Genomic DNA, 25,597 nt, shown 5'->3' on the forward strand with positions numbered 1-25,597 from the left:
GTTTATTCCTCCCCCAGCTTCAGCGCCTGCGCAATCCGCGTCCGGGACAGCCGGTATCCAAGTATTAGCAGACCAACGGTGAGAGTAAGGCCTACGATACTGTAAAGCTGCAAATAATCGCTGAGCTTATAGACGATCTGAAATGGCGGAACCTGCTCGGCCGTTGCAAACGACATTTCGAACAGCGGGACGAACAGCTCGCTGATCCTATTGCCGATTAACACGCCGATGATGACGGCTGCACCGGAGGTAAGAAGCTGCTCGCTGAGCAGCATGCCGATAATTTGCGGGAAAGGAATACCCATCGCCCGCAAAACCCCGTACTGCAGCGTTCGGCCGGATAAAGCAAGCACCCAGAACAACAGGAAGCCAAAGAAGCTGATCAGCATCGATATAACAAAGCCTAGCGTCATGACTCCGTTAATGGCCAGCCGGAACGGATCATTTTTGGAAGCGATCAGCTCCTGCTTCGCGTCGTGCAGACCGGTCACGTTGATTTTCGCTGCGGTCAGCTGATCATAGATGGACTGGCTGGAAACGCCGTCCTTCAGCTTAAGCCACACTTCATAAGGCTCAACTGCCAGCCGGTTCTGAATCGTGCTCAAATTGCCGACGATAAGATTCGGCTTTGTTGGTCTCTCTTCGCCGCCCGCAGCAGGCAGCGGATTCCAGCCCGGCCAATAATCGATAATGCCGTAGACGGTGAACAACGCTTCATCCAGTCCGTCCCAATAAAGGCTTATCGGATCCCCGGGCTTGACCTTCGCGGCGTCGGCTAGCGATCGCGAGATAAGAACGGCCTTCGGATTGGTCGCCATAAGATTCAAGTAACTGTTAATTGGATAATCGAGAAGTCCGTCCTTCATCCAGGCGGTTTCACCGAAATCCTTCGTATCGATACCAACCAGCGTGGCTGCGCCGTTTGTTTTCTTCGCGCCGCCCGCGCTGAATCTGGCCCCTTCCTTCCGGAATACCTTGGCCGATGCTTCTAACCCGCTAAGCTCCCGGAAAGGCTGGAATGGCGGTTCCGTATATTGCACCCGCTTCTCGCCGGACTCTTGCGCAGTCTGATTCGGAGGCTCGGCTCCCTGCTGGATTGGCGGAGGAGCGTCGCTTTCCCAACGGGTAGTCAGTGTCATATCCGCGCCAATGTTATATTGGATCTTGCTTTCCATATTATCGTTGATGGTCCTTGCTGCGTTGGCACTGAACAATCCGGTTGATACCGTCAAAATCAGGAACACTTTAATCGTCAAATACTGGCCAGACGAACGGCTGATCTGTATAAGCGTGTTGTATAGCGCCGGCGGCCACCACTTGCGCCCGGCCCAGTAAACAAGCCGAATAAACCATGGATAAATCCGAAGCACCAATAGCCCGGCTCCCAGCGCAAACAGCGCGGGCATCAGAAACAGCAGCGGATCCACCTGCAGGGCATCCGAATCCAGGGCCAGACGCTTTAAATCCTGCTGCCGGTTATTGAAATTGTAGAGAAGATACAGAGCCAGACCGACTAGCAAAATATCGATGCCCGTCTTGTGCCAGAAGGACATCCTGGTCATTCTTGCCGCCTGCTGCTTATGATTCACGATCGATACCCGGGTCGCCAGAAACGCCGGAATCAGGATCAGCACGATCGCTCCGGCAACTGCGGCGGCCGCTACCTTATACGCATTGCTGGTCAAGCTGACCTCGAGAGCCGAGCGCTGCACGAATTCAAGAAATCCGCCCGATGCCCCCAGTATTTTCGTAAAGGTAACGCCAAGAAAAGGACCAACCGCAAGCGCGCTTATTCCAAGCATCAGGCTTTCCAGCGTATAAGCCGTCATAATCTGAAGCCGGCTGGCTCCTCGGCTTCGAAGCACGGATATTTCCGTTTTTTGCCTCTCAATGACGAGATTTGCCGCCATAAACAAATAGAAAGCGAGCATGAGCATCACCGGAGAATACAGAGACAGCATCATCACGTCAAGCTTCTCTTGCTTGCCTTGATAGGAGACTATCGTTTCATTCGCGGGAATATTAATTTCTGCTGACCCAAGCCGTCCGCGGAAGTAACTTCGAATCGCCCGGTTGGCTTCGGTGAAGGCCCCGATCTTATCGATGCTCATCTGTTTGTAATCCAGCGCATAACGCCATTCCAGGTCGGATACCCTTACCTTGCCGTCCTTTGCCATAAATTCGCGTTCGAATTGCCGGAAGGGAATGAGGAAGCCGTCAGGCTCATCCGTCGCCAGAAAAGGCAAATACGGATCCGCTGCCGGATCGGTATCGATAATCCCGACCGGGATGACCCGGAACAAATGCTTATCCGCCGTCTCTGCCAGAAGCTCCTCCCCTAAATCGCGTTTAACGGAATTCAGAAACTTTTCCGTCACAACCGCTTCAAACAAGCCGTCCGTGCGGTCAACCGGCATTCGGCCGTCAATGAGACGCACTCTCTTGTCCATGTCGGACAGCGCCTTGAAGCCTCCCGTCGTCTTTTGCGTCTTCTTCTCCTGCTCCGATGCGTCCGCTCCGTACACCTTCATCTTTTGGGTGAAACGCTGCTGATAGAAGGACAGCGCCTTCAGTCCCATCCGCTCGGGAATCGACTGAATGTATCGGTCCGCGCGTTCAATGGCCTGAGCGGTTTTCTGATCCATCTTGGCCGATGAGACCGATGTGCTGACCCGCACGTATCCGGGAAATACGGAGTTCTTGCTTTGGACCAGCTGAAGCTCCTTCTGCAAAGTCCTCTCGAGAATGGCATCCGAATAAAGCGGCATCGAGCTGAATAGAGCCACGCATACGGTCAGACCAAACCATAAATTCAGCTGAAGCCATTTGTTATTGGCCATTTTGCGGAGAATCATTGTCCATAATGCCATGCGTACACCTCACTCTTGCGCCCTGTCGCCAAGGCTTCGTTGTTACGTCAATTGTTCAGAATGACCTTCTGGCCTTCCTCAAGCCCCTTAACGATCTCCACCTCGGTTGGGGTTGTTAATCCAACCTCGACATCCACTTCTTTTTTGCGTTCGCCGTCTGCAACCTGCACATAGGATCTGCCCATGTAAGATCGGATGGCCTTACGGGGCAGTACAATGGCATTTTCCCGTTTCTGAAGCTCAATCGTCATATCGGCGCTATGTCCGATTTGAATGCCTTCGGGCGGATGGTCGATCCCCATGACAATGGTTACGGCATTGCTGTTCGCTTTTGCCTGATCCGTGCTGACGGGAGTATTGGATGGAGACTGCAGCACTTTACCGGTATAATCCTTTCCCTTGTACTTCAGGTTGACGGGCATCCCCGCCTCCACGCCAAGTACATCCTTGGCATCCGATGCCACGTAAGTCAATTGCATGCTGGAGGGGTCAGCCACCGTCACGATGGTTTGGTAGGCATTTACGCGGTCGCCGGTTTTAATGGCATCAACGTAGATCACCATTCCCGCGATTGGGGACAATAATCGAGATTTATAAAGCCTGCTTTCCATGGCTTGCAGCGATATCCGTTCCCGTTCAACGTCGATTTCCTTCAGCCGCTTGTCAGTTCCGGACGCTCCATCCCTCACGGCTTCACTGTACAGAAGCTGCACCCGCTCTACGTTCAGCTTTTGCAGCCGGACCTGCAACGCCAGATCCTCTGTTTCCAGCTCGGCCAGCAGGTCGCCGGCCTTTACCTCTTGCCCGAGCTTGACGTTAACCGATTTCAGCTGACCGCCCGATTCGGCAAATGACAGCGTCTTCACGTTCGAGGAGACAAAGGTGGCCGTCCCCTTCAGCGAGGTTTGAATATTGCCGCGGGTTACGGCAACCAGATCAAGCTTTTCCTGAACCGGCTGAATAAGCGGAGGCTGCAGCACCGCTTCCTCTTGGGGAAGAAGAGAACAGCCGGAAAGCGTTAACGCCGTAATCGCGAAGACGGCTGCCCGCTTTGCCATCCTGCTAGATAAGAGGCGTATGATTCGTTGTTTCGGATACAATTTTTCCATCCTCCAATGCAATAACATGATCGACGAGCTCCATAATACCCGGGTCATGCGTAGTAAGCAGAATCGTCATCCCGGAACGGTTAACCAGATCCCTGAACACCCGCATCACCTGCAATCCCATTCGGCTGTCCAATTCCGCGGTTGGCTCGTCTGCGATCAGAAGCGCAGGTTCATGCGCAATGGCGCGCGCAATGGCCACCCGCTGCTGCTCTCCCCCGGACAATTCCATCGGACGATGCTTCATCCGCTCCCGCATGCCTACCCGCTCGAGAGCCTTTTCGGCCGCATCCTTATTCCCCTTCACCGGTGTTCCTGCAATCCGAAGCCCAAACTCCACATTCTCGTAAGCGGACATAAGCGGAATCAGCCCGAACGACTGAAAGACCAGTCCGATCTCCTTGCGGCGCAAGGCATTCCTCTCTTTGGCTGATAAGCCGGTAATTTCTCTCCCTTGAAAAAAAACCTGCCCCTCAGTGGGCTCGTCAAGCGCACTTAGAATATTCAGCAACGTTGTTTTGCCGGAGCCTGAACGCCCTTTCAGCGCGACCATGGAACCAGCCGGAATATTGACCTGTATATCTGACAGAGCCGTAACCCCGGCATTCCCTTTTCCGAAGACCCGCTTTATTCCTGTTGCCTTAAGCAGCGGTTCCCCGTTTGTTTCTGTCTGTTCTGCCTGCGTAGCCAGCACGATTCTTCCCCCTTTCCCTTTTACCCCGCTGTTTCCGCCTTCTTTAAAAAGTGTAGTGCTAACGGAATGAGGCAACAACCTGTCGGCTTTTGGTAGAACACCCGCCAAGGTATAGAAAGTGCCGCAGGCTTACGAAGCGCAAAAAAGCGCGTTCCCGATTGGAACGCGCTTTACTCCGTGCACTCTTTTATTGCCCAATGATCGCCTTAACCACTTCTTTTGGGCGCTGCTCCGTATCGAACAGAAGCGGCCAGTTTTTCCTCCCCCTAACAGGAAAGTGATCCAGCCAGGTATAATCGTCCGCCGCTCCCCAGAACGTTACGCTGGTCAGTACGTCTTTATATTCGCGGAACAGCTCGAAAAATTGCTTGTATCTCTCTTCCTGCAGACGCATCATCTCCGCCGTAGGTGAAGTAAGATCGGTACGTCTATCGTCAAAGGCGAACATGGATACGTCCATCTCGGTCATTTGCAGCTTTAAGCCAAGCGATGCATATCGCTCGATAGCTTCCCGGATCATGTCCATGGACGGATCAAACAGATTCCAATGCGCCTGGAGTCCAATGCCGTGAATGGGAGTGCCCTTCTCCAGCAAGGATTTCGCCAAGGAGTAGATCTTTTCTCTTTTGCCAGGGTTGCATTCATTGTAGTCGTTATAGAACAGAAGGGCATTAGGATCGGCTTCATGCGCAAAGCGGAAGGCCTGCTCGATGTAATCTTCTCCGATGCCGTGCAGCCATTTGGAAGGACGCAAGCTTTCTTCGCCGGCGTCCGTTACGGCTTCGTTCACGACATCCCAGCAATAGATCGTATCCCGGTACCGTTTCACAACCGTCTCAATGTGAGACTTCATCCGGGCAAGCAGCAGCTCGCGGCCGGCTATTCCTCCATTCCCGTCCTCGAATACCCATTCTGGCGTCTGATTATGCCATACAAGCGTATGCCCCCTCAGCTTCATGCCGTTCTCGCGGGCGAAGCCGGCGATCCGGTCGGCCCGTTCGAAGGTATACAGATGCTCCTCCGGATGAAGGCTTTCGAATTTCATTTCATTCTCGGCGGTTAAGCTGTTGTAATGCTGCTGCAGCAGTGTGCTTTGACTGACAATCGTCCGGTGATTGACGGCCGCCCCAATCAGGAAATCGTTTTGAAACGCACCGGCTAACGATTGCTCATCCTGCTTTTTCATTGTATTCTCCATTCTTAATCGCACCTCTTTCATCCTTCGTATTTTCGAGACATGCTAAACGGTTTTCGTATATCGGAAATAATCAAAATCAACATAACCTCCGGATTGCCTTGTTGCATAATTGAACAAGCCAATCCGGTAGCCCATGAAATGGTCCAGCGTATACTTCATTTGCAGGGGACGTCCGATCGATAGCCATTCCGTACCGTCCGCCGAATAATAAAAATAGGCCCGATCCATACTGTCCCGGAAATCAAAATCAATTTTCACATGAATCCGGCTGCCGTTATATTTAAGCTTTTCCAAGGTTTCCATTCCGCCGTCGCCGCGGTTTATCCCCATTACGACATAAAGCTCGCCATTGTCTTCCGCTTGTATGCCCACGATGCCATACTCGCTTTGCAGCGCGACAAGGCCGGCATGATCCCCCGCCTTCATATGAGATAAATCCAATACCGTCGTTCCGCAGCACGCCGGCCCTTCCGTTCGCTGAGTCAACGTGTTGCGCGCCAGAACGACACGGTCAACGATACGGCCGGTCTCCAGTCTCAAGTAACCCGGCCGGGCAGTAAGGGACCAGAGCGAATTGTCCGGATTATGATTCCACTGCCAGTTCAAGGCCAGCTTGTTCTCTTCATAATCGAATTCATCGCTGATCACCAGCGGCTTGGACACCGACTCCGGTAAATTCGCCGCAAAAGATACCGGCGCTTTGGCGCCATCGCCTATTACCGGCCAGCCATCCTCCCAAGCCATCGGCAGCACGCACGGAATCCTTCCGACCGCATCATGATCCTGGAACAAGAAGGCATACCATTCGCCGGAAGGCGTGTCGATGATACCGCCTTGCGCAACGCCCTTGTTGCGATAACCGAGGTCATCGTCCAGAATGACTTTGTATTCATACGGACCAAGCAGTTCCTTCGAGCGGTAACACAGCTCCCTGCGTCGCCCATGTCCGGTTCTTGGCCAGTCGATAAAGAACAAATAGTAATAGCCGTTCAGCTTGTAAGCATGACAGCCTTCGATACGCAGTCCGATGCCATCCCGTTCTCCTTCCAGCAGAAGCTGGCGGATTCCGTCCGGTTTAATTGCAGCTGCGTCCGCGGTTAATTCAGTTATATAGATATTACCGTTGCCGCTGAACACAAAAACACGGTCTTCGTCAAAGAGCAGAGCCGGATCATGCAGCAGACCGTTGATCACGGAGCGCTCCCAGCTGCCGTTCTCGATATCTTCTGTCCGGTAAATATAGAATTGCTGCATATCATTGCTAGAAAAGCAGACATAGAAGGTTCCGTTATGATAGCGAAGGCTGGAAGCCCAAGAGCCCTTTCCGTAAATCCCTTTGCCATTCGCTAGATTGTGAGCCTCATTGTCTTCGAACGTATCAAATACGTAATTGACGATCTCCCAGTCCTTTAAATTAATGGATCTCATAATTGGACAGCCGGGCATGGAGTGCATGCTGGTGCTGACCATGTAAAAAACGTCTCCTACGCGAATCATATCGATATCCGGTATATCCGCCCAAATAATAGGGTTTGTCAGAACGATGCTGCTCATGTGCAGTTCCCCTCTCCATTCATATTCAATCGACTTATAGGACGTCTTCCAGTTGCCGCCTGCTGTGGGCATCAAGAAGATGCCAGTCCGCAATCTCGCAGCGTTTGCCGTGCATATCCGTCAGGACGATTCGGTTTCCTCCCGGAAATTGAAGATGCTCGTGCAGATTTCTCATCGTCAGCCGGGTGTCGCCGAGATGGGTCTCAAGCTCCCAAATCCATAAATCCGATTTAAATTTCACGCTCGCTACGCGTTGTACCTTTGGCAGAAAATATCGGTACTGAAGCTCCTTTTCCAGCTCAGCTACGCATTCGGCAGACAATTCCGCAATATCGCGGATGATGCCAAGCTCTTCCCCGCCAGTCGTTCTCACCGAGATATATTCGGAAGCATAGCGAAACGGAAATGTTCGGAAGATAACCAGTTCTTCATAAGGTTTGCCGTCCACAACGCCTTGCAGCACACCGCCCTTGCCCCGGCTGAAGTAGATCTCTTCCGGCTTGAACAGCCGGATATCGTAACGGTCTGCCATCAGCCTTCTACCCCCTTGATTTGAGACAGCTCTTTCTGCGCATCCACAAGCTTGCGGTAAAACCCTTTTTCCTTGCCCAGAAGCTCTTCATGCGTGCCGACCTCAACGATCTTGCCATGATCCAATACAACCAGCCGGTCCGCATTGCGGAGTGTAGAAAGCCGGTGGGCGATGGCGAAGGTGGTCCGGCCCTGGATAAGCCGGGAGATTGCCTCCTGGATCTGCTGCTCCGTTTCCGTATCAACGGACGCTGTCGCTTCATCCAGAATCAAAATGCGGGGATCATGGATAATGGCCCTTGCAATGGCTACGCGCTGCTTCTCGCCGCCGGAAAGCTTATGCCCCCGTTCCCCTACTCGTGTATCGTAACCATCCGGCAGACGGACAATAAACTCATGCGCGTTTGCAATTTTGGCTGCCCGCATAATCTCCTCGGGCGAAGCATCCGGCTTCGAATACGCAATATTATCGGCAATGGAACCGTCGAACAGGAACGTCTCCTGAAGCACAACGCCGATCTGCTTCCGCAAATCGGATTGGCTGATCTCTCGTATGGAGATGCCGTCGATATAGATATCTCCCTCATCCGTGTCATAGAACCGGCAGATCAGATTAATAAACGTCGACTTGCCTGCTCCGGAATGTCCCACGAGGCCAATCATTTCGCCCTGCTTCACTTGGAGATTGATGTCTTTCAGTACGGGATGATGCTTTTCATAACCATAGGTGACCTTTTCGAATCTAACCAGACCTTGAATGGTGCCAAGAGCTGCCGGCCGACGAGCTTCCGGAACTTCCGACGGCGTATCCATGATTTCGAATACCCGGTGGGCGGCAGCCATGGCATTGCTTGCCCAGTTGATCATTTGACTGACCCATTGCAACGGGCCAAACAACATGCCAAGGTAAGCAACAAGAGCCATAAGAACTCCAAGCTGCATCCCCTCATGAAGCACCTTGTTACCGCCGTTATACCAGATAAGCAGCGTCCCTATTCCCGCAATAAAATTAAACGCAGGGAACATGAACTGCCATAGTCCCTCCATCCGGATATTGTTTCGTACCACTTCAACGTTGGCATTGGCATAACGGGCCATCTCCTCCCGCTCCCGGCCAAAAGCTTTAACGACGCGGATGCCCTGCAGCGAATCACCGACCAGCGTATTCAGGCGGAAGATGGATCGCCATTGCTGGTACCAGCGGCGCCCAATCTTCGGCCAGATCGTCATCGACACCGCGATCATGACCGGTACGGGCAGCAGCGCGAACAGCGACAGCTTCCAGTCCAGGCTCAGCATAATAACGAATATCGCGACGATTCGCAACGACTCTCCGCATACAAAGACGACCCCGTCCGTCATGAACTGCCGCATCGCTTCCGAGTCGCTGTTCACGCGGCCGATAAACTGCGAGGTTTGCCGGCGGTCGAAGAAGGAGATGGAAAGACGCATCAAAGAACCGTATATATCTTTGCGGAGATCCCCCATCAGCTTAGAGCCAACCCATACGCCGATGTATCCCCTTACCGTCTGCATGACCGACAGCATCAAGGTTGTAACTCCCAAGCCGAGAATAAGCAACAATAGAATGGAGCCCTTATTCTGAGCCTGAAGCACATCGTCGATAATGACTTTTGTCAAATAAGGCGGCACCAGCTCCACGAACGTGGTCAGGATAAGCATGCAGGCTGCCGCCGCCAAATGTCCCTTATAAGGCTTGGCGTAGCGCAGCATCCGGGCAGCGGCTTTGCCGCTGTTCATGCACAGCTGGCATACCTTCGTGCCTTCATGAAGCGGATTGCCGCAGGTTGGACAATGCTTCGGAATATCCCGCTCCGATAATGCCGGCAGCTCTTCCCTCTTGGCCAGCGCACTGATCAGCTTTGCCGCAAAATTGAATACCGGCGTCATGGCTGCCGTATAGCGGGCTATAACAACGGGAGAATCATGGGTGTCTGCTACCAGCATGCCTCCCCCTACCGCTCCGACAGCGCGCGCGTCTCTCAACTCGCTTACTTCAAATTTAAGGGCCAGCGAACCATCCTTCTGCCAGACCCGGATATCCCGGTCTGTCACTGCCAGCCATTGTTCCCCAAAGCAGCCATCGAACAGCAGATCGGACTTGATGCTAAACAGCATTTCTCCCGTTACCTGCTTCCTCAGCTGCTCAGGCAGTTCATCCATGATGGACATAGTCCCCTCCCGCTTCGTCAAACCGTTATCGGTAAATGGTAAACAAGGAAAGTTTAGCTCTATGCAGCAAGCTCCAACAACCTGCCGGATTGCGGTTCTATTACCCGTCTAGTTATAGATATCCGGCCTTCGCGTTTCCTAGCTTCATCGGAAACAACAATTATCCATATAGAAGCAACTTCAAGCTATAGGCTACGGAAGATCCCCTATGATTTAATACAAACAAACGATTCATATTCACATCCGGCCTTGTTGCCGGTCACGCGAAAGGATGCAAGCAATAAATGGACAAACCTCTTCTTGGCCTTACCCCCGCAATGGGATGGAACTCGTGGAACACGTTTACCTGGGACATTAATGAGCAATTAATTCGGGATGTTGCCGATCGTTTCGAATCGGACGGTTACAAGGCTGCCGGTTACGAATATATCGTCATTGACGATTGCTGGAGCTTGAAGCAGCGGGACCAGCAGGGGAATCTGGTAGCCGATCCCGCCAAGTTTCCAAGCGGAATGAAAGCGCTCGCCGATTATATCCACTCCAAAGGCTTGAAATTCGGCATGTATTCCTGCGTCGGCACCCACACCTGCGCGGGTTATCCCGGCAGCTTCGAGCATGAGTTTCAAGACGCCCAATTATTCGCCGAGTGGGGCGTCGACTATTTGAAGTACGATTACTGCTTCAAACCCCGGCATATCTCCGGAGAATTGCTGTACAAACGGATGAGCCTTGCTCTTAAAAACAGCGGACGGGAAATCCTCTTCTCTGCCTGCAATTGGGGCGAGGATCATGTCTACCAGTGGATACGCGAATCGGGTGCCCATATGTACCGGTCAACGGGCGATATTCAGGATCACTGGGAATCTATTAAGAATCTGGCACTCTCGCAGCTGGACAAAGAATGCTATACCGGCTCCTTCTGCCATAACGATATGGACATGCTGGTCGTCGGCATGTACGGCGGCAGCAATAATTCGTTTATCGGCAGCAAAATAGGAGGCTGTACCGATAACGAATACAAGACCCATTTCTCTTTGTGGTGCATGATGGGCTCTCCTCTCATGATGGGCTGCGATATCCGCACGGCTAATCAGGCGACCAAAAACATGCTGCTTAACCCGGCTCTCATAGCCATTAATCAGGACATCGAAAGCCGCGGAGCATACCGGATCAAGCCGGAGCCGCAGTGGTTCCATACCGAGGACGTCTTTATGCTTGTAAAGGTTCTTTCGGATGGCGAACTGGCGATTGGCTTCTTTAATTTAAGCGATGATCAGCGGGAGCTTTCGCTGCAATTCTGGGATATCGGACTTCCCTACGCCTCCGGGTTCTCCTTATCCTTATACGACTGCTGGGAGCATAAGGAGCTTGGAATATTCAAGGAACGGTTCGCACCCGTTGTGCCGGCGCATGACTGTCTGATCGTCCGGGCCAAGCTGGTTAAATAATGAACAGCAAATCCTGCAAGACCTGTCAGGCCCCCCTCCAAGCCGATGATCGGGCGATTTACATGAAGCTTGTTTCAAGAACGGCACAACAATTTTTATGCATCGATTGCCTGGGCGTTAAGCTAAGCTGCGGACGCGAGCCCCTGGAGAAGCTGATACGCTACTTCAGGGAATCCGGCCATTGCGTCCTTTTCCGCTAAAGGATTTCGGTACGGCCATGCAGCGTCATATACTCGGAGGGCGTATATGACGTTGCTTTTTTAAATACTTTGGAGAAATACAACTGATCCTTATAGCCGACCGAGTAAGCAACCGATTTGACGGACAATACGGAGGACTCCAGAAGCTCGCGCGCCCGTTCAATCCGGTATGCAGTCAGATAGCGGGATACAGACATACCGGCAGCTTCCTTAAACAAGCGGAACAGGTAGCTTCTCTCCAGGCTCACCGCGTTTACAATATCGGACACCGTCAGGTTTGCCCGCCAATAATTAATGATGATATACTCCTTGGCCATCTTCACATAATCCGCCGGCTGAGATTCTCTCGGATAAAACTCCAAATAATAGGACAGCAGCAAACGCAATTGCGCCCCCGCTCTAATTCTCTCAAAAGGCCTCGCATCCGCCCTTGGCGCCGCGGGGAAATACGGCTTCAGATCATGCGGGCTCGCCCCGGCCACGGGGTTATCCCGTTCCATTTCGGTCATTCCCACCAGACGCCCGGCTTCATCGCCTTTAAATTCAATCCATATATATTCCCAAGGATCCTCAGGATCCGGATAATAGTAAATTTCCGTTTGCGGGAAGATCATAAAGCTATCGGCCGCCTTTAATGAAAATCGCTGATTGCGCGTCTCGAGCGTTCCTTTCCCGCTTATAATGAAGTGCAGCGCGTAAACATCGCGTACTCCCGGCCCCCACTTATGCATGTTGGCCGGCTTATAACCGCTGTAGGTGCAGATTAACTGACTGTTGTGATAAGCGTCGGAGGCTCGAACGGGCTTCATGCAACATCATATCCTTTCCTGCTCTAAAAAGAGACCGCGGCCATTCTCGCCGCGATCTCCCTTCACGATACCCTGCTTACTGGCTGAACTGCCAGCTATGCAGCTTGAACAGCTTGCTGTCAGGCTTGCCTTTGAACACCAGATACAGGTCATGCGTACCTTCGGCGCCCGTTACATCCGTTTGATATTCTGCTTCTTCCTCTCCCGCAGGCTGGACCTGTAAGGCTCCGATCAGTTTGCCGTCCGCGGAATCCAGCCGCAGCTCAATAACAGCGGCAGAGCCTGCCCCGGATACAGCCGCGGCAAATGTACGAGCGCCTTCGCTGCCGAAATCAACCTTCGATAATGCGATCCAATCTCCGCTGTCAATATCGGTGACGGACATGCCGCCGTCAGGGGAAGCCTCCGTCGCGATTCCCGCGTTCCATCCCATCGTTGCCGCTTCTACGCGCTCATAAGGCTGAAAAGCTTGAATTTGGGGAACTCCTTCGTAATTCGCCGTAATCTCTTGAATGGACTGATCGGCATCCTGGAACTTCACTTCATTCAGATGAGTGGAACGATACCCCTTAGGAACCCCCATTGCCTTCGATAAAGTCTGGGCATGGTAAGCCATATACCATGCATCGTTAAATTCGAACATGGCATGATGGTTATTGCCGCCTACGCCAAAGAAATGCCCGGGATTCTTCAGAATCGTCCCGCGGTATGTCCACGGTCCCATTGGACGATCGCTGGTCATATAAGCAATCTCGCCTGCCGGTGGACTGCCTTCCGGACGCTGGCCGTTATAAAAGTTGGAACAATAAGTGAAATAATAAATGCCTTTATGCTTATTAATCCCGGCATCCTCGAACATAAACGGCGCGGGAATAACCTGCGCTTCGCCTACAACGCTGACCATATCCTCGCCGAGCTCCATCACCCGGGCCGTATCCGGCCATTCGTCCTTTCCTTCCGGCACTCCGCCTCCGAAATAAATATAAGCCTTGCCGTCATCGTCAACCAATACAGCGGGATCGAATAACCAAGTCACCTTCTCAACGCCGGGCGTCGACCTTAGAATGAGTGCTTTTCCGATAGGATCACGCCAGGGTCCGATTGGACTGTCGCCCTCCAGCACGCCGATTCCACTGGCATTATTGGCGAAGTAGAGGAAAAATTTATCTTGTCCCTTGATTACTTTATGAGCAATTGCGGGAGCCCAGGATTGAGTTGCCCATTTGGCTGCCCCTTCGGGACCCGCAACCGTAATGACTCCATGATCGGTCCAATTGACCAGATCCGCTGAGGATATAACACCGATCTTGTTAATATTGCCGTACGTATTATCCTTCACGCTTCCGTCCTCGCCGTATTCCAGGACGTCATTCGTCATGTAAAGATAAACCCGTCCGTCAAATACTAGGGCGTAAGGATCCGCTCCAAACTTATGGGATACAAGCGGATTGCCTTGAGAAGGGATTTTGCCAACCGCATTCGCAAGCTTAACCTGTAATTCTTCCATGGATAATTCCTCCCGATTCGAATGATGAGATGTTATTAATAAGGCAAGAACTGCCGCAAGGAAACCAAACCGCAGGACTGACCTTAAGAGATGCCGTGTCATAAAACGCCTCCTAAACCGGAGCTAGGGCATCCCGATACTCCTGCGGCGTCATGCCGGTAGCCTTCTTGAAAAATCTTGTAAAGGAATGAGCCGCTTCATATCCGACTTTAACCGCGACCTCCCGTACCTTAAATTCGTCCCCCTTCAGCAGCTCCTTCGCTTTTCTTACCCTGCAGGTGTCAATGTATTCGGATAGATTGACGCCGCATTCCTGTTTGAAAAAGCGGGATAAATAAGAAGGATTGAAATAGTTAAGTTCCGCCAAGCGGACAAGCGACAAATCCTCGCTTAGATGGTCATTGATATACTCGCAGATTTTTTCGATTACGCCCGCTGCATTTTCTTTGCTCTCCGGGCTTTTGGCCCGAAACAGCTGTTCGGTTATCTGCTTTAAGTATTGAACCGCCTCTTGCATGGTGGAATGCTCCTCCAGGCGCATCAGCTTGCAATAATCGCTAATCTCCCGGCAAAGCCCATTTCGGTTAATATACGTAAACAGAGTAAGAGCGATTGAATAATAGATTTCCATTTTCCGCGTGACCGTACTGTTTTCGTGCAGCATGACCATGCTTAAATCTTCAAATGCTTCGATGAATTTCTCCGCTTTGCCAGCTTCAAGAAACCCGGCAAGCATTTCTGCTTTGGAAGAAACCTGTCCTTCTTCCTTGGTTTGCTGCTCTCGAAGATCTTCCAGCGGTTCCCCGCGATCCGTTACAATAATGGCGATGCCTCTACCGCCGATTTTCATCAGCTGCAGCTGACGGAGCCGTTCGTATTGCCGATTCATCTCATTCCATTTGCATAAATTTCCGCTGAGCGTGAAAGCGAGCGTTAGACCTAGCGATTGCAGGCAGGTCTCCTGAATCAATTCCAATGTACCTTCCAGATAACGAACAAGATGATTATTGAATTTCTCTTCCTCATGCTCATAAGGCTGAAGCAGATATAATAAGTCCCCTTGCTTGTCTATAATACCGATATGCCTCGTCTTCTCGGACAAATAGGAATTGCATACGATCCTTGCCTTCGTAAGAATCCCGCTTCGCAAGATGTAGGAAGCATGCTCCGGATACGTTAAATGTCCCCTTACAAGAAGAATGGGAGCGGCAGGATCAAGCCCGATGTTCATCTTGCCGAATTCATCCCTTAGTCTCTCCTCGCATAAGCCATGCCCGCTGCTTTCTTGAAGCAGATGGCGAATGTAGTCTCCTTGTGCGGCCTGCTCTATCGCGTAAAGCTGCTCTTGGGATTGCTCCAGCATTTTGCTCATCTGATTCTCGTACTCGATTTCCTCCATGACTTCCCGTACGGTTGCCGTAACCTTGTCATAGCCCTCCGTCTTCAGCAAATAACGAACCTTTGGCATTTGAATAGCCTTGTAAGCATAGTCAAACTCGCTGAAGCCCGTCAGGAAAATGACTTTGCTTCTTGGCCAGAAGGCTTGAATTTCCTCGGACAGCTCTAAACCGTTCATACCCGGCATACTGATATCGGTCAGCACAATATCGATTCTTGTCCTTGCCATCCACTGCAAAGCTTCCTTGGCGGAATAGGCTTTGCACACATCAAGCTTCTCCGGCATCAGCCGATGAAACACCTCGTACAGCGAGTCCGTAATAATGTCTTCATCATCCACAATCAATAATCTATACAAGTCCACCGGCCCCCTCAAGCTTGATTCTGATTTCCACCCTCATGCCATTGAGCTCGCTTCTGGACAAATGAAGACCGCTGCCTTCCCCATAAGTCAGCATAATTCGCCGATGAATATTGATCATGCCGGTCATTTCGCCGGATTCGCCTTTGCTGTCCAATCTCGCTTGCAGCTTTTCCAGCTGCTCGTCATCGAGGGGAAAATCGCCGTTATTCTCGACAATAACTCTGGCTTCCTCTCGATCCATATCGAAGGAAACACGGAGGAAACCCTCATTGGTCATTTTCTCCAGGCTATGTTCATAGGCATTCTCGATAATGGGCTGAATAATCAGCCTTGGCACACGTATTCGTTCCATATCCTTAGGCAGTTCATCAAACTCAACCTTGATTCTTCTGGAGAATCGAAGCTTCTGAATTTCGGTATACATTCTGGAATGCCGCGTTTCTTCGGCCAGCAGGACGTTATCCTCCCCGTTCCGGGTAATAAAACGATAATATTCGCCAAGCATATTCGTAAAAAGCTCTACCCGCTCCAAATCGCCGGTTTTTGCCAATGAGTTCAGAATAAAAAAGCTGTTGTACAGAAAATGCGGTTTGATCTGGGATTGAAGCTGCTTAAGCTCTGCCTTTTGCATCATCATCGTTTGTTTGAAATCCTGATCGATCAGCGTCTGCAGCTTACTAATCATCTGGTTGAACCGGTTATACAAATAGCCGAATTCATCCTTCTTCTCATGGTCAATGTGAATGTCGAGTGCACCTCCTTCCATCTTTCTGAAGCTCTGTACAAGCAGCAGCAAAGGCTTATGAACAAACTTGTATGTAGAAAAAGCATAAATGACAATAGCGCAGCAAGAGGTCAGCGCAAACACCCATGCCCAGTTGTTGAAGCCGTTCAAAGGCTTCTTTACCACCGATTCCGGCAGATAAGTTACGACGGTTAATCCAAGCGGCTCGGAATACGCTTTGTCCAAATGATAGTTTTTGTTGTCAATACGCGTAACCAAGGTATTTTCCTTTGTTCGGATAGCCGCGAACACATAGCTCTTCAAAGCGCCGGATGTGCTTGCGTTGCTGGCGAGCGTATAACCCGTACGGTTTGAAATAAGAAAAGAACCGCTTTCGGGATAGACGCTGATTTGCTGCAGGGACTCTCTCAGTTTGTCCATATCCAGTTCAATCTGGACGATATAAATAGGCTCTCCTTCCTTGCCTCCGTATTTAGCCGCGCTTAAGTTCAGAGCGTCATTGTACCGAATCAAGCGTCCTTCCTTCTTATCCACTTCATCGTGGAGAAAATCAAAGCTAAGCCGATCGAATTCATCCACTCCGTTGCTTGAAGAAATACTCTTCTGAATGGTACGTATATGCACGGATATATCCTTAATATAAACACTGCTATTTTTAATAGAAGTAAACCGGTGAAGCAAGTAATCGATACCAGCCTTCTTATCCGCGTTGTCCATCAAGCTCCAAGTTACCGCCAGTTTATTCAAATCGTTATCCTGCAAAATATCGTATTGCTGAATCTCCAGCCACTCAATTTCATGATTCAAATCTTCCAGATAGTAGGAGAGCTGGGCAGTCGTATTTTTCGATATTTCATTGCTTGCATTTGTATAACTCCAGTTGTACAAATAAACGCCTAGCAGAATAATAGGCAGAATAACAACCAGATTCGTAATAATAAGCCGGACGAATAAAGCATTGCGCCATGAATTAGCGGGCAGTCTTAACAAGTGATTACCTCCGTTGTTCATACCACTGATTAACCTCAGCTGTTATTTTGTCGCCGCCCAGCTTGTACCAGTCCTTTACGAATTGGTCGAAGTCATCGATTGGTCTGCCCAAAATAATATTCATGTAGGTTTCATTTTGCAGATCGTAAAGAATTTGCTGCTTGTCAATCATCGTATCCGTAGGAGCGCCAACAAAGCTCTCGTACAGCAGCTGATTGTTTTTCTCGTATTCGTCAATGATCGAAAAAGCGCCCGTCGGACCATAGGTCTTAAACCAGCCCCATCCGGATTCGCCGGCTTTGCCGGACAAATAATCATCCATTCTCTTCTTGATGTATACCGCTTCGTCCTTCAGCTTCGCGTAATTACCCGACTTTCGGGACTCCTCAATCTGCCGGAAAGCCTCCAGGTTTTTTCTTGTCGGAGAAGGGGTAACCGGCGATAACTGCCATACCGCGTAAGTGTTGTTGTAAAATTTCTCGTATTCCGCGGTTTGTCCCCAGTTCTTCTCCAGATGCAGATTAAACAGCTTGACGATAGCCTCAGGATGCTCATAGCCCTTTCTAACGGCGAAGAACGTGTTCGTGTTGAATTTAAGCGGTACCTTAGGTGCTTGCCCCGTAGCAGAAACAATGGGAAACGCCTGCCAATCGGCATGGGAATCATTATCGTGGCTTGATTGAACCAAAAACGAGGCCCATTGTTCCCCATAGATCATGCCAATTTTTCCCCCAGCAATCAGTTTGCCGGCCTTGTCCCCGTCCTTCAAGGCAAATTCGGGATCAAGCTGTCCTTGACTATATATCCCCTGAATCACCTTCAATGCCGTTTTGACTTCCGGTTGGATACCTCCGTACACCAGCTTTCCTTGCTTATCCTTAATCCATATATTCGGAAAAGCATCGTAACCGGCCATAAGATCTACCAGCCCCATCACCGGATCTCCTAAATATTTGGTCGCCGCAAGGCCGTAGGTATCCTTTTTGCCGTTTCGATCGGGGTCCTCTTCTGTAAACGCTTTCGAAATTGCCAGTAAATCGTTCATGCTTTTTGGCGGTGCCAATCCCAGCTCCTTGAGCCAATCCGTTCGGATCCATAATAAATCGGCATCTTCAATCGACGAGCCGGTCTGCGGGATGCCCATCAGCTTGCCGTTAATCATAGCGGTGTCAAAGGGACCGTTGCCTTCTTCGCTAAGCACTTTTTTCGTTAATGGAGAAGCGAAGTTGTCATACACCTCCGTCAGCTCTTCGATTAAGCCCGCATTGCTGAGCTCTCTGAGCTGCTGGGCATTTACCTGAATCACGTCCGGAATGTTGCCGGAAGCAATGGATGCGCCAAACTTCTGGCGGTACAAATCTCCTTTAGCCGTCCAGTCATACTTAATTTTAATCCCCAAAACTTCCTCGTAAAGCCTTGTCCAACGGTTATCCTCAAGCGTTTCTCCCGGCAAGCTGGCAATTAAATCTTCTAATCCTTCACCCACTTCGCGGACAAAGGAAAGCTCAATCGGGGGATCAAAACGGCTTAACGAAGGATCCGTATACGTGACCGAAGCCGGCGCACGACTTACTTCCGGCGGCGTCAACCGGCTGTCTTTCTTGCATGCAGATAAAGCCGATAAAAGAATCAATGCTGTCATTAATAGCTTTACCTTGTTTAATTTCGGTTTTGGCATCCGCAACAGGATTACCCCTTTTCACTCGGGCGCAGCTGCGACGAGTCGTATGATATTCATTATCTTGGTTGGAACCTGATAATACAATAAGCATCTTTTTATGTCGTTACCCGTTGTTTACTTCTTCTTTAATCATATCATCCATCAGGTTAACCCCCATAATAAGACAGGTGTTCAATACCTTTACCCCAGTAGTACACTCGTTTATGGAAGCGCTTTCCAACAAAAAAATAGAACAAAGGAGTTGGTTTATTAGTGAGTAAAGGCAAATCTAATTGGCTTTTAAAATTATTCACCGTGATAGCCCTCATGCTGACGCCATTATTACTGAACAATTCCCCCGCCAGTGCATGGTCCGGAATGACCGCGTCAAAGCTTCATGTCAGCGGCAATCAGTTGGTGAACGGCAGCGGGCAGCCGGTAGTCCTGAGCGGTTGGCATCAGCCCTCCGGATCTTACTGGACCTACCAGGACAGCAGCTACTATCTGAATCAATACGGCGGAAACAGGCATGCCGCGGTGCTGGCTTATTTAAAGGATATTACCGATACGTTTACCGATACCTCCAGTAAATACGGGAATAATCACGGATGGTATATGAATCAGGTCCGCCTGTTTATCGACCGCGAGGATATGGGTGACGTTGCCTCCGGAACCTATAATTTCGCAGGGCTGCAAGCCGTTACCCAAGACGTCATCATGCCGTACATCAACTATGCCAAAACCAAAGGAGTTTACGTTACGCTTGGACTTGATTTCACAATTCTGAACAACCAGGCGACAACGCAAGCCAATCTGGACAAGTTCAACCAAATCTGGGGCTATTTATCCTCCCAGCCGGCGATCAAGAGCGCGGATAACGTCATGTTCGAGCTCATTAACGAGCCCGTTCAGGCGTATGCCAACGGTACTTGGGGAGGCAATCCCGCTCAAAGCGACTTTGTTGCGTACTGGAATTCCCTTAAGAATTTCCAGAACTCTATCATTTCCACCATTCGCGGCAACGGAGCAGATAACGTCATTTGGGCTGCGGGACTGGGCTGGGATCAGTATTATCAGCTTTGCGCCGCCTATCCGCTGACGGATCCGCTTAACAATTACGGTTATGCGGTTCACTGGTATCCGGGTTACGGCGCTCATGACGACTATGCCGCTTTGCAGCAGATATGGGACGATACCATCAAGCCGTGCGCGAATAGCTATCCGATCAATATTACCGAGACCACCTGGTTTAAAACGCAGCCGGGAGACTCTTCTTATTGGGAGCTGTTTAACGGTTCCAACGAAGGCTTCGGCAAAAATACGAAAGCGATTTTCACCGCTGCCGGCAATGTCAGCATCGCCGTTCACATGAATGGCTTCCTGCTGGAGCCTGGAGCAAGAAGCTCGTTCGCGGATCCAACCGCAGGGCTGAAATACGACGGCAACACCGCACGGGACGGCATGGCCCGCTTCCTATTCGAATGGTATTACGAGCGGGCGCAATGGCATCCATGGAACGGGATTTGGAACGGGCTGCAGTCCGGCTCGACTTACAAAATCATTAACCGGGCTTCCGGCAAAGCGCTTGAGGTGCCGGGCGGCCAAAACACAAATGCGCTGCAGCTTCAACAATATACGGATAATGGCGCTACGGCACAGCAATGGGTTATTACGGATCAAGGCGTCTATAACAATTACTACAAGCTGAAGAGCGTCAGCTCCTCCGACGGCAAAGTCATGGATGTACGCAACGGCACAAAAAACAACGGAGAAGCCATTCAGCTCATGTCCGATTTAAACAACACGGCGCAGCAGTTCCGGCTGATCAAATTAAGCAGCGGGTACTGGAGCATCATTAACGTAAATAGCAATAAAGCAGTGGAAGTTGCCAATTCCTCCACCGCCAACTCTGCCGTCATTCAACAAAATCTATACCGGGGCAACCTGAATCAGCAGTGGCAGCTTGTGAAGATTAATTAAGAAAAAAAGAACCGAGTCAGGAAGCCCTGGCTCGGTTCTTTCATTTGTGACAGCCGAGGCCGATTAAAAACTTACATTAGAATAGCAACTCCTAAAGAATGTATATTTCATTCTTGGAAGTTTACGGTTATCCTATTCCATTATGGATCTTTCTTACAATAGGAATATGCCGTTTTGAAAGGAGAGGCTAACGGATGAACCATATCCACTATGTGGGAAGCGATGCTGAGCATGACCGCCATTTTATTTTCGATATTCCTCAAGGTCATCACTGCTGGCTGCTCGTCATTACCAAGACTCCTGCACAATTTTGGGTAAACGGGGAGCTTCGACAATACCCCTCTCATAGCGCAGTCCTCTATCGGGCGCACCAGAAAATCTATTATAAGGCTTGCACCGATAAATATGTAAATGACTGGATACGCTTTGAATCGGACGAACCGTACGTTTCAAACACATCGCTGCCGTTTGGCATTCCATTCTCCTTGGATGATCCGGATTACTGCCACAAGCTGTTCGAACTGCTCGTCATCGAGCACAACTTCGATAGGGATTGCAAGAAATCCTCCATAGATTGTTTACTTCGAACCTTGTTCAATAAGCTTCTGGAGTCTTATTGCCATGAAGGCTTTACAACGCAATACTACGATATATTAAGACTGCGCGCCGCTATTCAAAATAACCCGGGGGATCATTGGACGGTTCCGAAGATGGCGGAACGCCTCCGGATCAGCCCGGGTTATCTGCAAACCCTTTATAAAAAAACCTTCGGAATATCCTGCATGGAAGATGTCATTAGCTGCCGTATTCGTCTTGCCAAGGAATATTTGTTTCAAGGCTCCCAAACCATTAACGAAGTTGCGCGCCGCTGCGGTTATCAGAACGTGGAACACTTCTGCCGGCAATTCAAGCAAGTGACAGGATACTCACCTCGAAAATTCCAGGTGCATGCCAGCCCCTCCGAACAGGTTCAGGGCCATCCGGTTAATTTGCCCGAATCATCCGATTGGCTTTGAAATATTCCGTTACGAGAAACTTCATCGTGTCATTAGGCTGCTGCTCGTCGAACTCTGCTGCATCCGCGAACTTCATCCCAAACGGGGCATCCGGCGTAAAGGGCTTCCAGTACGGCATTTCCTCGCCCGTTGAATCTAACCCGTTTGGATCGCCGGTACGGATGAAGTTCGCCCAGTAATTGCACATTTGCCGGGCGAGATCGTAATGTTTGCCAACGAACGGCCTCCAGCATTTGGCCAGGGTTTCGAAGAAGAACCACAGATCGACCGAATGGAACGTTCCGGGATTATCCCATCCGGGAATCTCGGCATCGAAATTGTAATAATACAGCGGCGTCTTGCCGCCCGTATCGGCATTCGCCTGGCCTGCAATCCGAATCGCATATTCAATGCCGTTTACCGATGCCTTCTTGACGATTTCTTCAAGGTTCCCCGATTCATAATCGCATAGCTTCAGGAACGTCTCGGCGTCGTCACCGAACATGTCTTCGGCCAGCTGTTGAAATCCCTTCAGCGAATCCGATTGCGGAATGCTGAAAAACTCCGACGATGTATGGCCGAACATGACCGGTACTTGCAAACGTTTGTTTTGAAGGAATAACTCGAGTGAGTTCCCCACGTTGAATTTATGATCTACGACGGTCCCCCAGAAAGCTTTATATTCCACTATCTTGTCCCGTAGATAGACCGCATCCAGAGTTCGAGCTTCATCAAGCGAGGTTACCCCAAGATAGTTGAAGAACCGGATGCCTTCCTGTTCGGCTTCCTCCAGCGTGCGCAGAAACCTTGGCATTCCGGCGTTCGGGTATAAAGGGGCAAACAATCCGCTCTGAACTATCGCTCTTTGAAAAAGCTCGTTGTTCTGCGGTGAAGTGAGCTGGTTCATGACGCTGCCGCCGCCGGCAGACTGTCCGCCAATCGTCATGTTGTCCGGATCGCCGCCGAAAGCCGCGATATTGCGTTTAACCCATCTTGTAGCGGCCTGCTGGTCGAGGTGGCCGAAGTTTGCGGGAGCATCCGGCGCTTCCGCGGTAATTTCAGGATGGCATAAAAACCCGAACGCATTTAGACGATAATTGACGGTAACGACTACGACGCCTCTTCTAGCGATGCGCTCGCCGTCAAATTCCATTTCGGACGGATGGCCAACCTGAAGGCCGCCGCCGAAGTACCATACGAATACGGGGAGCTTTTCATCCGTGCTTTTAGCAGGGGTCCATACGTTCAGGTAAAGACAATCCTCGCTCATCGCAATATCCGGCTCCACGGCCCATTCCCTCGTATAAATATTGTTATCGTCGAGTTCCTGTCTGACCTGCAGCGGAATCGGCGAATATTCGTAGGCTTTCAGCACGCCATCCCAATCGTTGGCCGGCTGAGGAGCGCGCCAGCGGTTTTCTCCTATAGGCGGTGCGGCAAAGGGAATCCCTTTAAAGCTTGTGATTCGGGGATCTGCTGCCGGCAGTCCTTGTATGATTCCCGTTTCGACCCTCACAACTCTAAGCATGCTTCATTTCCCCTTCCTAAAGTTCCTTTATTTGCTTGCCGCTGCATCGGCACGCATTTTAACGATTTTTTGCGCTCTTTCCGCATCCACGGCATTTACGTCATTCCAACCGAGTCCTACTACATCGCTCTTCATTTTTGTCCACAATTGATCGAATTCTTCCTGATTCTTGGCGAATACCATCTTCCAGGACGTATTCTTTACGTAATCCGAAATCTGGCTGCGTTTGTTTTTAATGTCGGATGAATCGCTGCCCAGGCTTGTGTTAATATTCGGAACGATGTCGATCATATTGTTCTTCATGTAATATTCGGTTGCGTTTGTTGCATTATAGGTGTTCTGCCAGTCCGTCGTGAGTGCCGTCTTGTTAGCTTCTAAAGTGCTGCTCCAATAAGTGCTGTTATAAAATTCCCCCGTTTCCGGATCCGTGACAAAATCGCTCATAATCATGCTGTTAATCTTGCTTTGCCCATCCTGGTATCCGCCGCCACCGTACTCATCCGGAACGGGTGTGTTTTTCTGGAAAGCGGTTTGTCCAATCTCGGTCAGCTTAAACTTGCCGTCAGATGTCTTCTCATAGTTGAAGCCTTCAAATCCATTCGTATAATAACGAAGTCCTTCAGGCGAGACCATCCAATCCAGGAATTCCATAATTCTTTCAGGCTCCTTGGCTTTTGAACCGAGGGCGAATACTCTTCCGTTGCCGTAATAAGCATCGCTGTTCTGTAGGATGTGTGTGTCGGCAATCGGTACGGCCACATTGCCGTCGCCGTTTTTGCCTCTTTCAATCGAGTTGTAGAAGCCCCGTTGCCAGGAGTACCACAAGAGAAGAACCTGCTTGTTCGTCAGCTTTTCCGAAACCTTGTTCCAATCCTGCGAGGCGGAGTCTGGATCAACAAGCCCCATCTGATTGGCTGTAAAATAGAATTGCAAAATCTTCTTGTACATACTGTTATCGTCTATAAGCGGAACGATATCGCCTTTGGCATTCAGCTGAATAGTCGACGTTCCGTCCGGTTGCTCGTAGCCGTACCAGTTGCTGAGCCAACGGACATTCTCCATGCTTCCGCCATCCCAGTCCTTCCACAAGGTAATCGGAACGATCTTTTTCCCGTCGGGCGTAGTTGGATATTTCTTTTGCATTTCCTTCAATACATTCAGAAGATCGGTCAAATTATTGAGCTTGGGAGCTCCCACTCCCTTGTAATAATCCCAAGGCATTATCGGACTGGAATAAGGAATTTCCTCCGAGAAAGTAGTTGGGGAGGTATCCGCTTCAAATGTCGGCATCGCGTAAATTTTCCCGTCCGGGTTCACTTTATCGAAGGCCGCATTAAAAGGTTTAAAATGATTATCCACGTATTTGGACAGGTATTGCGTGTTCTTAACCTTGTCCGTGAGATCCATGACCAGCCCCGCCGGAATTAATTCCTCCAGCTGACTGTTGTCGACGATCAGAAGATCGCCCAAATTCCCCGCTGCCGTTCTGGTCTTGTACAGCTGATCACCGGCAACCTGAGGAGCGAGAATGTTAAGCGTGATATTAAACTTATCCTTGATAAGCTTCCCATACCACCCTGTTTGCTCTCCTTGGTAATTGGCCGCATTATCGTAGACGGTAATGGTCAGCGGCTTGCTGTGGTCGATGCCTTTGCCGGACTCCGATGTGCCTGCCCCATTACTAGGCTCTGAGGATGTGCTTGGCGATGAATTGGAGCTTTGACACCCCGTTAATGCGGTAGACAATAAGACGATCCCTGCTGCCGATACCAACGACCATTTTTTAAATACTGCATTGCTGTTCCTCATTTACAACCCCCCGAATCA

Annotated in this window: 17 protein-coding genes; 3 read left to right on the forward strand and 14 right to left on the reverse strand. The window is 50.4% G+C overall.

Annotated elements, in window-relative coordinates:
• Positions 1 to 2 precede the first annotated feature (2 nt).
• The 7 genes from EV294_RS11990 to EV294_RS12020 all read right to left on the reverse strand — a co-directional run bounded on the left by EV294_RS11990 (position 3) and on the right by EV294_RS12020 (position 10,146).
• Positions 3 to 2,870: an ABC transporter permease gene (locus EV294_RS11990; RefSeq protein ID WP_132307028.1), complete on the reverse strand. Its 2,868-nt coding sequence runs from the start codon at positions 2,868 to 2,870 to the stop codon at positions 3 to 5.
• A gap of 47 nt (positions 2,871 to 2,917) precedes the next feature.
• The gene (locus EV294_RS11995) at positions 2,918 to 3,928 is read right to left on the reverse strand and encodes an efflux RND transporter periplasmic adaptor subunit (RefSeq protein ID WP_243711629.1); all 1,011 of its coding nucleotides are present in this window, start codon (positions 3,926 to 3,928) and stop codon (positions 2,918 to 2,920) included.
• Positions 3,929 to 3,932: 4 nt separating this feature from the next.
• Positions 3,933 to 4,670 (reverse strand): ABC transporter ATP-binding protein, encoded by a 738-nt coding sequence (locus EV294_RS12000; protein ID WP_132307032.1) that lies wholly within the window; start codon positions 4,668 to 4,670, stop codon positions 3,933 to 3,935.
• Between the two features lie 187 nt (positions 4,671 to 4,857).
• Positions 4,858 to 5,868 carry an endo-1,4-beta-xylanase gene (locus tag EV294_RS12005; RefSeq protein WP_132307034.1) on the reverse strand — a complete coding sequence of 337 codons (1,011 nt, stop codon included), beginning with the start codon at positions 5,866 to 5,868 and terminating at the stop codon, positions 4,858 to 4,860.
• Between the two features lie 42 nt (positions 5,869 to 5,910).
• Positions 5,911 to 7,422, reverse strand: a complete 1,512-nt coding sequence (locus tag EV294_RS12010) for a glycoside hydrolase family 43 protein (RefSeq protein WP_132307036.1) — start codon at positions 7,420 to 7,422, stop codon at positions 5,911 to 5,913.
• 34 nt (positions 7,423 to 7,456) lie between these two features.
• Positions 7,457 to 7,954 carry a DUF1854 domain-containing protein gene (locus EV294_RS12015; protein WP_132307038.1) on the reverse strand — a complete coding sequence of 166 codons (498 nt, stop codon included), beginning with the start codon at positions 7,952 to 7,954 and terminating at the stop codon, positions 7,457 to 7,459.
• Positions 7,954 to 10,146, reverse strand: a complete 2,193-nt coding sequence (locus EV294_RS12020; RefSeq protein ID WP_132307040.1) for an ABC transporter ATP-binding protein — start codon at positions 10,144 to 10,146, stop codon at positions 7,954 to 7,956. Before EV294_RS12020 ends, EV294_RS12015 begins: the two co-directional genes overlap by 1 nt.
• A gap of 284 nt (positions 10,147 to 10,430) precedes the next feature.
• Here EV294_RS12020 and EV294_RS12025 point away from each other — a divergent pair, with 284 nt between their 5' ends.
• Complete coding sequence (locus tag EV294_RS12025; protein ID WP_132307042.1) at positions 10,431 to 11,594, forward strand: glycoside hydrolase family 27 protein; 1,164 nt, start codon at positions 10,431 to 10,433, stop codon at positions 11,592 to 11,594.
• 196 nt (positions 11,595 to 11,790) lie between these two features.
• Here EV294_RS12025 and EV294_RS12035 read toward each other — a convergent pair whose 3' ends face one another.
• The 5 genes from EV294_RS12035 to EV294_RS12055 form a co-directional block, all read right to left on the reverse strand.
• On the reverse strand, positions 11,791 to 12,603 hold the full coding sequence (locus EV294_RS12035) for a helix-turn-helix domain-containing protein (RefSeq protein WP_132307044.1): 813 nt from the start codon (positions 12,601 to 12,603) through the stop codon (positions 11,791 to 11,793).
• 76 nt (positions 12,604 to 12,679) lie between these two features.
• Complete coding sequence (locus tag EV294_RS12040) at positions 12,680 to 14,110, reverse strand: glycoside hydrolase family 43 protein (RefSeq protein WP_243711630.1); 1,431 nt, start codon at positions 14,108 to 14,110, stop codon at positions 12,680 to 12,682.
• 112 nt (positions 14,111 to 14,222) lie between these two features.
• Positions 14,223 to 15,866: a response regulator transcription factor gene (locus EV294_RS12045; RefSeq protein WP_132307048.1), complete on the reverse strand. Its 1,644-nt coding sequence runs from the start codon at positions 15,864 to 15,866 to the stop codon at positions 14,223 to 14,225.
• Positions 15,859 to 17,607, reverse strand: a complete 1,749-nt coding sequence (locus tag EV294_RS12050) for a sensor histidine kinase (protein ID WP_132307050.1) — start codon at positions 17,605 to 17,607, stop codon at positions 15,859 to 15,861. The genes EV294_RS12045 and EV294_RS12050 overlap by 8 nt, the downstream gene beginning before the upstream one ends.
• A gap of 4 nt (positions 17,608 to 17,611) precedes the next feature.
• Positions 17,612 to 19,249 carry an extracellular solute-binding protein gene (locus EV294_RS12055; RefSeq protein ID WP_243711631.1) on the reverse strand — a complete coding sequence of 546 codons (1,638 nt, stop codon included), beginning with the start codon at positions 19,247 to 19,249 and terminating at the stop codon, positions 17,612 to 17,614.
• Between the two features lie 291 nt (positions 19,250 to 19,540).
• Between EV294_RS12055 and EV294_RS12060 the strand changes: the two genes are divergently transcribed.
• Together EV294_RS12060 and EV294_RS12065 are read left to right on the forward strand one after the other, a co-directional pair.
• Complete coding sequence (locus EV294_RS12060; protein ID WP_132307054.1) at positions 19,541 to 21,247, forward strand: RICIN domain-containing protein; 1,707 nt, start codon at positions 19,541 to 19,543, stop codon at positions 21,245 to 21,247.
• Positions 21,248 to 21,441: 194 nt separating this feature from the next.
• Entirely contained in the window at positions 21,442 to 22,263 is an 822-nt protein-coding gene (locus tag EV294_RS12065) for a helix-turn-helix transcriptional regulator (protein ID WP_132307056.1), read from the forward strand.
• On the opposite strand, the gene EV294_RS12070 is transcribed toward EV294_RS12065, so the two are convergent.
• Entirely contained in the window at positions 22,232 to 23,770 is a 1,539-nt protein-coding gene (locus EV294_RS12070) for a carboxylesterase/lipase family protein (RefSeq protein ID WP_132307058.1), read from the reverse strand. The two genes, EV294_RS12065 and EV294_RS12070, sit on opposite strands and share 32 nt — an antisense overlap.
• A 27-nt stretch (positions 23,771 to 23,797) precedes the next feature.
• Complete coding sequence (locus EV294_RS12075) at positions 23,798 to 25,579, reverse strand: type 2 periplasmic-binding domain-containing protein (protein WP_132307060.1); 1,782 nt, start codon at positions 25,577 to 25,579, stop codon at positions 23,798 to 23,800.
• Between the last annotated feature and the right edge of the window lie 18 nt (positions 25,580 to 25,597).

Origin of the sequence: Paenibacillus sp. BK033, assembly GCF_004345425.1 — a bacterium.
Classification (GTDB): Bacteria; Bacillota; Bacilli; order Paenibacillales; family Paenibacillaceae; genus Pristimantibacillus.

Bases quoted from the DNA above. Each gene is read 5' to 3' on its own strand.
- EV294_RS11990 (WP_132307028.1), bottom strand. From the start codon at position 2,870: ATGGCATTATGGACAATGATTCTCCGCAAAATGGCCAATAACAAATGG.
- EV294_RS11995 (WP_243711629.1), bottom strand. From the start codon at position 3,928: ATGGCAAAGCGGGCAGCCGTCTTCGCGATTACGGCGTTAACGCTTTCC.
- EV294_RS12005 (WP_132307034.1), bottom strand. From the start codon at position 5,868: ATGGAGAATACAATGAAAAAGCAGGATGAGCAATCGTTAGCCGGTGCG.
- EV294_RS12010 (WP_132307036.1), bottom strand. From the start codon at position 7,422: ATGAGCAGCATCGTTCTGACAAACCCTATTATTTGGGCGGATATACCG.
- EV294_RS12015 (WP_132307038.1), bottom strand. From the start codon at position 7,954: ATGGCAGACCGTTACGATATCCGGCTGTTCAAGCCGGAAGAGATCTAC.
- EV294_RS12020 (WP_132307040.1), bottom strand. From the start codon at position 10,146: ATGTCCATCATGGATGAACTGCCTGAGCAGCTGAGGAAGCAGGTAACG.
- EV294_RS12025 (WP_132307042.1), top strand. From the start codon at position 10,431: ATGGACAAACCTCTTCTTGGCCTTACCCCCGCAATGGGATGGAACTCG.
- EV294_RS12035 (WP_132307044.1), bottom strand. From the start codon at position 12,603: ATGAAGCCCGTTCGAGCCTCCGACGCTTATCACAACAGTCAGTTAATC.
- EV294_RS12040 (WP_243711630.1), bottom strand. From the start codon at position 14,110: ATGGAAGAATTACAGGTTAAGCTTGCGAATGCGGTTGGCAAAATCCCT.
- EV294_RS12055 (WP_243711631.1), bottom strand. From the start codon at position 19,249: ATGACAGCATTGATTCTTTTATCGGCTTTATCTGCATGCAAGAAAGAC.
- EV294_RS12065 (WP_132307056.1), top strand. From the start codon at position 21,442: ATGAACCATATCCACTATGTGGGAAGCGATGCTGAGCATGACCGCCAT.
- EV294_RS12070 (WP_132307058.1), bottom strand. From the start codon at position 23,770: ATGCTTAGAGTTGTGAGGGTCGAAACGGGAATCATACAAGGACTGCCG.
- EV294_RS12075 (WP_132307060.1), bottom strand. From the start codon at position 25,579: ATGAGGAACAGCAATGCAGTATTTAAAAAATGGTCGTTGGTATCGGCA.